This is a genomic window from Rhodospirillaceae bacterium, from assembly GCA_002728255.1.
Classification (GTDB): domain Bacteria; phylum Pseudomonadota; class Alphaproteobacteria; order UBA7887; family UBA7887.
Genome location: PBWV01000006.1, coordinates 90,611 through 99,138, shown reverse-complemented (window position 1 = coordinate 99,138; position 8,528 = coordinate 90,611). Strand labels below are relative to the sequence as shown.

The window sequence follows — 8,528 nt, the reverse complement described above, 5'->3', positions numbered from 1 at the left end:
TCCCTATAAAGTATTTACCATAGCCAGTGGGGTCGCCAACCTCGATATATGGATATTTGTCTTAGCCTCGATTGTGTCTCGGGGACTCCGTTTCTTCGGAATCAGCTTAATTCTTTATGTTTTTGGAGATGCCATGCGTGTTTTCATTGAAAAGCATTTGAATAAACTTCTGCTCCTCTCTCTGGCCTTTCTCTTTGTCGGTTACTTGGTAATCTCATGGCTGTTATAGATATCAACACCCGCTTGCAATACGCATCTACATTCTTTCTTGGACTGGGTTTAGCTGGGATTTTGAGCTTGTTAGGGGCCTACCTAGTAGAAACTCTCTACACAGCACCACCCTGTATGTTGTGCCTGTATCAAAGAGCCTGCTATGGTGCTGTATGCTTCCTATGCGCTGCAGGTTGGCTGGCCAATCGGACCAAACGGCGGATCCTGCCATCAGTAACTTTAGCTGGGTTATGTGCTATGGTCCTATCTTTCGGAACTATTCTTGCACTATACCACGTTGGAGTCGAAAACCGCTGGTGGACAGGGACTGGAGGATGCACTGCCGAAGGCACAAAGGCACTTACCGTTGCAGAATTGAAAGAAGCCATACTTTCGGCTCCTATGGTAAGCTGTAGTGACGTTACCTGGTCCCTTTTTGGACTCTCCTTGGCAACATGGAACTTGTTTTGGTCGGCTTTCCTTAGCCTGTTCTCCCTATACATAGTAAGAACCTGGACTAAAAGATGAACGGAAAAAACCATCACACTGCAAATAGTAAAGCTAGATAGAATGAAAAAAAACAAGCGATTGCCGGGCGACTTAACTGGCGAGCAGTTGGTCAAACGTATGATCAGAGTAGACCATGCAGGAGAATACGGTGCTGCCAGAATTTATGATGGCCAGCTCCGCGTACTGCAAGGCACCCCTTCGGCACCCATAATACAGGAGATGTCCCACCAAGAGCAAAAACACCTGGATTATTTCAATACCATGGTGGTCAAACGCAAAGTCCGGCCGACTATTCTGAGTCCATTATGGCACGTCGCAGGCTATGGACTGGGCGTAGCAAGCGCAATACTGGGGGAAAAAGCCGCCATGACGTGCACTGTAGCCGTAGAGTCAGTCATTGATGAGCATTATAAAGCGCAAATTAACCAACTCGAAGAGGACGAGGTCGATTTGCGGAAAAAATTATTGGAATTTCGGAGTGATGAAATTAGCCACCGGGAAACAGCGTCAAACCAAATCCATGGCCGTGATGCTGGATTAAAGGTATTAGAAAATATGGTGCGCTCGGCGACACGAACGGCCATTTGGCTTTCGGAGAGATTCTAAAAGCCCATAAGAACACCTAGACTCTATCTAGCTCACCATCCCAGCATAGAAAGTCCACCCAACTTTTGTGAAGATAACTAGGCAAATAGTAACGACCTAATGACTGAAGTTCGGCCACCTTCGGAACCCTAGGCATCTTTTTCGGCGTCATGCCCGCCTCCTTTAACGTTGCGCTCCCTTTAGCAAGGTTACATCTAGCACACGAAGTGATTACATTTGTCCAACTGGTAACGCCACCTTTAGAACGCGGCAAAATATGATCAAACGTTAAGTCACTTGGCTGAAATTCAGATCCACAATACTGACAAGTGAAACCATCTCGCAAAAAAACGTTGAACCTGGTAAAAGCCGGTCGTCTCTCACAATGCACATATCTATTTAACGAGATAACACTAGGCAAACGCAACTTTATCGATGGGGAAGAAACTTCTTTTTCGTATTCAGCCACGATCTGGACCCGGGCTAAAACCACTGATTTAATGGCCTCCTGCCATGGAATAAGCGATAAGGGAAAATAACTTAATGGCCTGTAGTCAGCGTTCAGTACAAGCGCTGGACACTCGCCTGGTTCCATCAATAAAGTCCTTTCGTGCTCTCACTATAGGCGGTTCAGCCTACCAAACCACTATCGCCATTCTGCGACATCTATGTAAACACTTCCAAAGCAACTAAATCAAAAAATATTTATTGGCACCCCATATATAGAATACCATTCGTTTAATTCATACTGATGCAACCCCGCTCAAACAATCACGCAAGAACCTACCCCCGATGACCAGACCTTGTTGGTCAATACTGTGACCTAGTCCCCGACATATATGCCACTGAGCAAGAATATCGTTAGACGATAACACTTGGACCGCCTCAAGCATACTTGTCACTGGCACCAAATCGTCACTATCTCCATGAATGAGCATAGTTGGCGGCCGAGATTTAATTCCCGCCGACCCTGATGGATCCAAAACCATCCTCCCGGAATAACCCAATATCCCTCCTAAAGGGAGCCCCCCACATAGCCCGGTGTGGAGGCTCATCATTGTACCTTGACTAAAACCCACTAAAACAAGTCGGTCTGGTGGTATACCTGTGCGGACAAGCTCGTCTTGCAAAAATTCCTCCAGAACTGAAGACGTCTCTAAAATGCCAGAAAACATTGCTTCAGGGGAAACGTCATGAATGCTAAACCATTGTCTTCCCTGAGAAGCCATGTCATACGGATATGGGGCATGGGGCGATACAAACTCAGTTCCCGGAAGCAAATCTGCCCAATGAGGGACGAGTCCAATTAAATCATTGCCATCAGATCCCACTCCGTGCAAAAGAACCGCTAAGCTCGTGGCTTTTGCACCATTTGCAGGCCTTCTACGCGGCCCATCCAGTTTAATATCGGCCATACTCGATGTAATCCCTACAACTTTACGTAACACTCTTATGCCATGCTGGTAGAGTAACAAACAATGAAATTCAGCCCACCTAATATTCCCACCATGGGGAGCGCTTGTGAGCCACGATAACAAAATTGTGACCAGGTTCGCGCCGAGCCCCACCGGCTTAATGCATTTAGGCCACGCTTTCGCTGCCCTTCACGCCTGGCATCTAGCCCGAGAACAAAATGGGAAGTTCTTGTTAAGAATCGAAAATATCGATACTGGCCGGTGCCGCCAAGAGTTTGAGGAAGCCATTTTTGAAGACCTGTTATGGCTGGGCCTTAACTGGGATGGACAAGCACGAAAACAATCACAAAACATGCATGAGTATAAACGCGCCTTGGATAAGCTATCCCAGGACAGTCTTCTCTACCCATGTTTTTGTACCCGAAAGGAAATTTTGGCCGAAATCTCCCAGGCCGGTGCGGCGCCACATGAACTCCATGGCCACAAATATCCAGGGACCTGCAAAGCTCTCTCCGAAACCGAACAACAGGAACGTATCGGTGGGGGGGAAGCTTATGCCCTACGCCTTGACGTAGACAAAGCCATCAAACATACCGGCCCTTTAGTTTGGCTGGATGAAGAAAGAGGAACCCAAGAATGCAAGAACGTCTCTGGTGACGTGGTTCTAGCTCGAAAAGATGTTCCAACAAGTTATCATTTAGCTGTCACAGTGGATGATCACAGACAACGCGTGAATATGGTTACCCGTGGCATAGACCTCTTTGATGCAACGCATATTCACAGACTGTTACAAGCGCTTCTAGGACTGGATACACCTACATGGAACCACCATAAGTTGATAACTGATCATCACGGCGAGAGACTTTCCAAACGTAATCGAGCTCCAACTATTCGATCTCTTCGCCGCGCTGGCGAAACCCCAGCCACCATCAAAGCAATGATTGGGTATAACTGAGAATATTGGAATAACTTCAGATAGGCTGGGCTAATCTTGACATGAGCAGCTCCTTACGTTCCATTGGCCAGCCCTGCCAGCAACATCAGCTTATAACGCCAAACGGATCCCCATACCCATGACGTCATCAAAAAATACTACTGATTACACGAACACCCAGACTTTATTGGAAACCTGCGACTCCGCCATTCTCTCCTTGGAAGCTCTGGAAAACAAAGTTCACCACCAGTTAGCCCTCTCAATAATGGATCATGGAAAGGTATCATCAGCCAAATTGAATGAAAAACAATTTGCGGCCCATGGTTACGCATGGCTAGCCACTTATGGCGAAGCGCTGCGTCAACTTTTAGTGTGGGCAAAGACGCTTGAAGAACGTGGCTTATTGACAGATCTCGAACGATTAATATTAGCAGCAGGGTTTGGCGAGTATCTAGCCCAGATCACAGGTGGAATAGCTATGAGCCAAGTAGAAATTGTGCGCCTGGCAGACCTTGGTATCGATCCATCAAATCAAAAAGCTTTTGAAACTGATGAAGTAAGTCAACTGATTCAGTACGGGACCAGCGATCAAATTCGTTCAGATATGGGGGAATTAATATCGGCAGGTCACTTCGGCAATCCTGGTATCAAGGATAGCTCCCTCAGCATGATCAGGGAGCAGTTTAAGAGGTTTTCCGACGAACAAATAACTCCCAGTGCCCAAAAGTGGCATAGAGGAGACTTACTTATTCCTGATGCTATTATTTCTCAAATGGCCGAACTCGGTGTATTCGGGCTCACTATTCCCGAAGAATGGGGAGGCGTTCAGCTTGGAAAAATCACCATGTGTATGGTCACTGAAGAATTGTGCCGAGGATATTTAGGAGTTGGCTCCTTAGCCACCAGGACCGAAATAGCGGCTGACCTGATATTACTTCATGGAACACAGGCTCAGAAGGAATTGTGGCTTGGGGGCCTCGCTAGGGGCGCAATACTCCCAACAGCTTTGTTCACCGAACCTGGGACTGGCTCCGACCTTGCATCTGTAGCCACCCAAGCACGCCTCTCGGCAGGTAACTACTTGATTACGGGGGCTAAAACTTGGTCTACACACGCCTCTCGAGCAGATTTGATGACCATGTTGGTCCGAACAGATAGCTCAAAAAAAGGATATGAGGGTGTCAGCCTGCTAATGGCACCCAAACCAAGGGGCGACGGCAAAAATTTGTTTCCTGCTCAAGGTATGTCAGGCTCTGAGATTAAAGTACTTGGTTACCGAGGAATGAAAGAATACGAAATTGCCTTCTCAGACTTTTCTGTTCCCAAGGAATATCTTCTCGGCGGACTTGAAGGCCAGGGCTTCAAACAACTTATGGGAAGCATGGAAACCGCCCGTATTCAAACAGCGGCTCGTGCTTTAGGGGTGGCACAATGCGCTCTCGAACTTGGACTTAATTATGCTAAGGACCGAGTGCAATTCGGGAGACCAATTTTTGATTTCCCTCGAATACATAGGAAACTTACATCCATGGTTGTGGAGATTATGATTGCCCGACAGCTAACTTGGTCTGCGGCCCGCAAAAAGGACTCCGGCGAACGATGCGACCTAGAAGCCGGAATGGCAAAATTACTTGCCTCCCGAGTGGCTTGGGCCGCAGCCGATAACTCTGTGCAAGTACATGGTGGGAATGGCTACGCCGAAGAGTACCCAATTAGCAGGGTCTTAGTGGATTCGAGGATACTTAACGTTTTTGAAGGAACTGGAGAGATCCAAGCCCAAATCATTGCGCGCCGACTTCTAGAACAAAGCCAATTTCTACATCACCGACAATAGAGAGACAGATCTTTCCTGCTAACGCCATAGTATTTATGCACAAATAGCTCCATAATACGATCGATCAGGTTATCTTTCTAACTTGCGGAGAAAATGGAATTGGAAGCCTTAGCAGCCGTTCTACCGATGTTGATTATTCTTTCTTTAATTGCAGTGCTTATCGTCCTAGGCATTGGCATTATTGGCATGCTTCGTGGCGGCGACTTTAATCGCAGATATGGAAACAAATTAATGAGAGTTCGCGTGGCGACTCAAGGACTAGCTATACTTCTTATATTGTTATTTGTTGCGGTTTCCAGAGGTTAGCAGTTGCTACAGGAAATTGCCTCGAGTAGGACTACAAGTAGCTATATGGCGTTGACATAAATTTATCAATATGGCACTGGAGCCCCTGCTAGGACTTCTTGTCGAGGCCGGTTTCCAAGTAGGGAGGATCAATTAAATGAAGGTATTAGTCGCAGTAAAAAGGGTCATAGACTACAACGTGAAAATACGGGTCAAATCGGATGGGACCGGCGTAGAAACCAATAACGTGAAAATGTCTATGAATCCATTTGATGAAATTGCTGTGGAAGAGTGCGTCAGGCTTAAAGAGTCAGGAAAGGTGGATGAGATAATCGCCGTTTCTATGGGACCTAAACAGTGCCAAGAAACTCTCCGAACGGCCTTTGCTATGGGGGCAGACAGGGGCGTACATGTGTTAACAGATATATCGCTTGAGCCACTCAGCGTAGCAAAACTACTCGCAAAAATCGTAGAAGAAGAGCAACCTGACCTAGTAATACTTGGCAAGCAGGCAATTGATGATGACAGTAACCAGTGTTGCCAGATGTTGGCTGGATTACTTGGATGGAGCCAGGGCACTTTTATCTCTAAGTTGGAGCTTTCGGAAAAGTCTGCCGAAGTAACTCGTGAGATTGACGGAGGCCTGGAGACTGTCCAACTCTCTCTTCCAACCATCTTATCAACTGACCTGCGACTCAATGAACCTCGCTATGCCTCTCTNCCAAACATCATGAAGGCCAAGAAGAAAGTGGTTGTGGAGAAATCTCCAGACGAATACGGGATTGATATCACCCCTAGACTTGAGGTTCTCGAAATATCCGAACCACCTAAACGATCAGCTGGAATTATCGTGTCCGACACCGAGGCTCTGCTTGAAAAATTACGCGACGAAGCGGGAGTGATATAATGAATAGCCTAGTCATAGCCGAACACGACAATCAAGAACTCAAGCCGAGNACCTTAAATACCATCGGTGCAGCAGAGCAACTGGAATTTCCGATAGATATTCTTGTCGCCGGGCATAACTGCCGCCAGGTTGCTGAGCAAGCTTCACAAATCTCCAACGCAATTAATATTCTTTTAATTGACATGCCGGCGTGTGAACACCAACTAGCGGAAGACATTGCACCAATCATCGTTGCATCCGCATCGAGCTACAGTCATATTTTCTGTCCCTCTTCTACTTTTGGCAAAAATATCATGCCTAGGGTGGCTGCATTATTGGATTGCCAGCAAATTTCCGACATCACCGAAGTGCAATCCCCAGATACCTTTATAAGGCCAATATACGCTGGCAACGCATTGGCAAAAATCCGTTCTTCCGATCCTAAAAAAATTATCACGGTCCGCACTACAGCCTTTAAGGCTGTNGAGCTNACGGGAAACGCTTCCATAACGGAAGTAGTCTCAACACACACAAACGATCTTTCCTCATTCCTAAGAACTGAAATTTCCAAGTCGGAAAGACCAGAGCTGACCTCCGCAAAAATTATCGTGTCTGGTGGACGAGGAATGCAAAACGGGGAAAATTTCGTGCTGCTTGAAGCCCTAGCCGATAAGCTTGGTGCAGCAGTCGGCGCTTCTCGGGCTGCAGTTGATGCAGGCTTTGTCCCCAATGATTACCAAGTGGGTCAAACAGGGAAAATTGTAGCACCAGAACTTTATATTGCGGTAGGCATATCAGGAGCTATTCAGCACCTTGCAGGGATGAAAGACAGCAAAGTTATTGTAGCTATCAACAAGGATGAAGAAGCGCCGATTTTCCAAATAGCAGACTACGGCATTGTGGCGGACCTCTTCGAGGTCGTGCCTGCACTAACAGCGGCATTAGAAACTTGATTGGCTCCATTTAACGCGGGGATATTTTGCATGATTGAAAAAATTGGAATTATAGGGGCAGGCCAAATGGGCGCGGGCATAGCGCAGGTTTGTGCCCTATCTGAACTAGAAGTAACTATCACGGACGTTGGGGAGAATGAACTAAAGAGAGCCATCCAATCAATCAATAGGGGCATTGACCGACAAATTTCCAGGGGAAAATTATCTGTAGAGGAAAAAGAAATTGCGATCAGCCGTATTACGTGTGTTTTGGACACCAGACCTCTCGCAGAAGTCGATCTGGTTATTGAAGCAGTCAGCGAACGAGAAGAAGTAAAAAAGGAGATTTTTGAGAATCTTATTCCAACCCTAAACAAAGANTGCATCATTGCTAGCAATACCTCTTCTATTTCTATCACCCGCCTAGCCGCGTCGACAGATCGACCTGAAAAATTTATTGGAATGCATTTTTTCAACCCAGTGCCAGCAATGCAGCTTGTTGAGCTAATACGGGGCATAGCCACAGCGCCTGAGACTTTCGAAATAATTGCTAGCCTTGCAAAANGGTTGGGGAAAACGCCAATCAGTGTTCAGGACTCCCCCGCATTTCTGGTAAATCGAATCCTGCTTCCGATGATTAATGAAGCAATATATACCTTGCANGAAGGAATCGGAGACATAGCTGCCATTGACTCTGCAATGAAGCTGGGCGCGAACCACCCCATGGGCCCCCTTCAATTNGCTGACTTTATAGGGCTTGATACATGCCTAGCCGTGATGCAAGTACTATACCGCGGGTTTTCTGATAGTAAATATCGACCGTGCCCATTGTTGATAAAGTATGTAGAAGCTGGCTGGCTGGGTCGCAAAACCAGCCGGGGTTTTTATGACTATTCTGGAGAAAGTCCGGCGCCTACAATATAAGTTCTTTATGGGC

The 8,528-nt window shown here is 46.7% G+C and carries 11 protein-coding genes; 9 read left to right on the top strand and 2 right to left on the bottom strand.

From position 1 onward, the window contains the following. The 3 genes from CMM32_02110 to CMM32_02100 all read left to right on the top strand — a co-directional run. A partial coding sequence (locus CMM32_02110; protein ID MBT05699.1) for a cytochrome B occupies positions 1-229 on the top strand: 229 nt, incomplete at its 5' end. Next, positions 217-738, top strand: coding sequence for a hypothetical protein (locus tag CMM32_02105; GenBank protein MBT05698.1), 522 nt, complete (start codon positions 217-219; stop codon positions 736-738). The genes CMM32_02110 and CMM32_02105, both read left to right, overlap by 13 nt. A gap of 42 nt (positions 739-780) precedes the next feature. After that, complete coding sequence (locus CMM32_02100; protein ID MBT05697.1) at positions 781-1,326, top strand: demethoxyubiquinone hydroxylase family protein; 546 nt, start codon at positions 781-783, stop codon at positions 1,324-1,326. A gap of 16 nt (positions 1,327-1,342) precedes the next feature. On the opposite strand, the gene CMM32_02095 is transcribed toward CMM32_02100, so the two are convergent. Next, the gene (locus tag CMM32_02095; protein ID MBT05696.1) at positions 1,343-1,900 is read right to left on the bottom strand and encodes an HNH endonuclease; all 558 of its coding nucleotides are present in this window, start codon (positions 1,898-1,900) and stop codon (positions 1,343-1,345) included. A gap of 148 nt (positions 1,901-2,048) precedes the next feature. Then, a complete protein-coding gene (locus tag CMM32_02090) occupies positions 2,049-2,720 on the bottom strand; it encodes a phospholipase (GenBank protein MBT05695.1) in 672 nt (223 codons plus the stop codon). Between the two features lie 160 nt (positions 2,721-2,880). On the opposite strand from CMM32_02090, the gene CMM32_02085 reads away from it, so the two are divergent. From CMM32_02085 to CMM32_02060, 6 genes are all read left to right on the top strand, one after another. Continuing rightward, positions 2,881-3,675: a tRNA glutamyl-Q(34) synthetase GluQRS gene (locus CMM32_02085; GenBank protein MBT05694.1), complete on the top strand. Its 795-nt coding sequence runs from the start codon at positions 2,881-2,883 to the stop codon at positions 3,673-3,675. Positions 3,676-3,793: 118 nt separating this feature from the next. Continuing rightward, positions 3,794-5,488 (top strand): acyl-CoA dehydrogenase, encoded by a 1,695-nt coding sequence (locus tag CMM32_02080; protein ID MBT05693.1) that lies wholly within the window; start codon positions 3,794-3,796, stop codon positions 5,486-5,488. 93 nt (positions 5,489-5,581) lie between these two features. Further along, on the top strand, positions 5,582-5,794 hold the full coding sequence (locus CMM32_02075; GenBank protein ID MBT05692.1) for a hypothetical protein: 213 nt from the start codon (positions 5,582-5,584) through the stop codon (positions 5,792-5,794). Positions 5,795-5,930: 136 nt separating this feature from the next. After that, on the top strand, positions 5,931-6,680 hold the full coding sequence (locus CMM32_02070) for an electron transfer flavoprotein subunit beta (protein MBT05691.1): 750 nt from the start codon (positions 5,931-5,933) through the stop codon (positions 6,678-6,680). Further along, positions 6,680-7,612 carry an electron transfer flavoprotein subunit alpha gene (locus tag CMM32_02065; protein ID MBT05690.1) on the top strand — a complete coding sequence of 311 codons (933 nt, stop codon included), beginning with the start codon at positions 6,680-6,682 and terminating at the stop codon, positions 7,610-7,612. Before CMM32_02070 ends, CMM32_02065 begins: the two co-directional genes overlap by 1 nt. A gap of 30 nt (positions 7,613-7,642) precedes the next feature. After that, on the top strand, positions 7,643-8,515 hold the full coding sequence (locus CMM32_02060; GenBank protein ID MBT05689.1) for a 3-hydroxybutyryl-CoA dehydrogenase: 873 nt from the start codon (positions 7,643-7,645) through the stop codon (positions 8,513-8,515). Positions 8,516-8,528 lie beyond the last annotated feature (13 nt).

Excerpts from the sequence above, each read along its gene's own strand:
- CMM32_02105 (MBT05698.1), top strand. The coding sequence starts at position 217 with ATGGCTGTTATAGATATCAACACCCGCTTGCAATACGCATCTACATTC.
- CMM32_02100 (MBT05697.1), top strand. The coding sequence starts at position 781 with ATGAAAAAAAACAAGCGATTGCCGGGCGACTTAACTGGCGAGCAGTTG.
- CMM32_02095 (MBT05696.1), bottom strand. The coding sequence starts at position 1,900 with ATGGAACCAGGCGAGTGTCCAGCGCTTGTACTGAACGCTGACTACAGG.
- CMM32_02090 (MBT05695.1), bottom strand. The coding sequence starts at position 2,720 with ATGGCCGATATTAAACTGGATGGGCCGCGTAGAAGGCCTGCAAATGGT.
- CMM32_02085 (MBT05694.1), top strand. The coding sequence starts at position 2,881 with ATGCATTTAGGCCACGCTTTCGCTGCCCTTCACGCCTGGCATCTAGCC.
- CMM32_02080 (MBT05693.1), top strand. The coding sequence starts at position 3,794 with ATGACGTCATCAAAAAATACTACTGATTACACGAACACCCAGACTTTA.
- CMM32_02075 (MBT05692.1), top strand. The coding sequence starts at position 5,582 with ATGGAATTGGAAGCCTTAGCAGCCGTTCTACCGATGTTGATTATTCTT.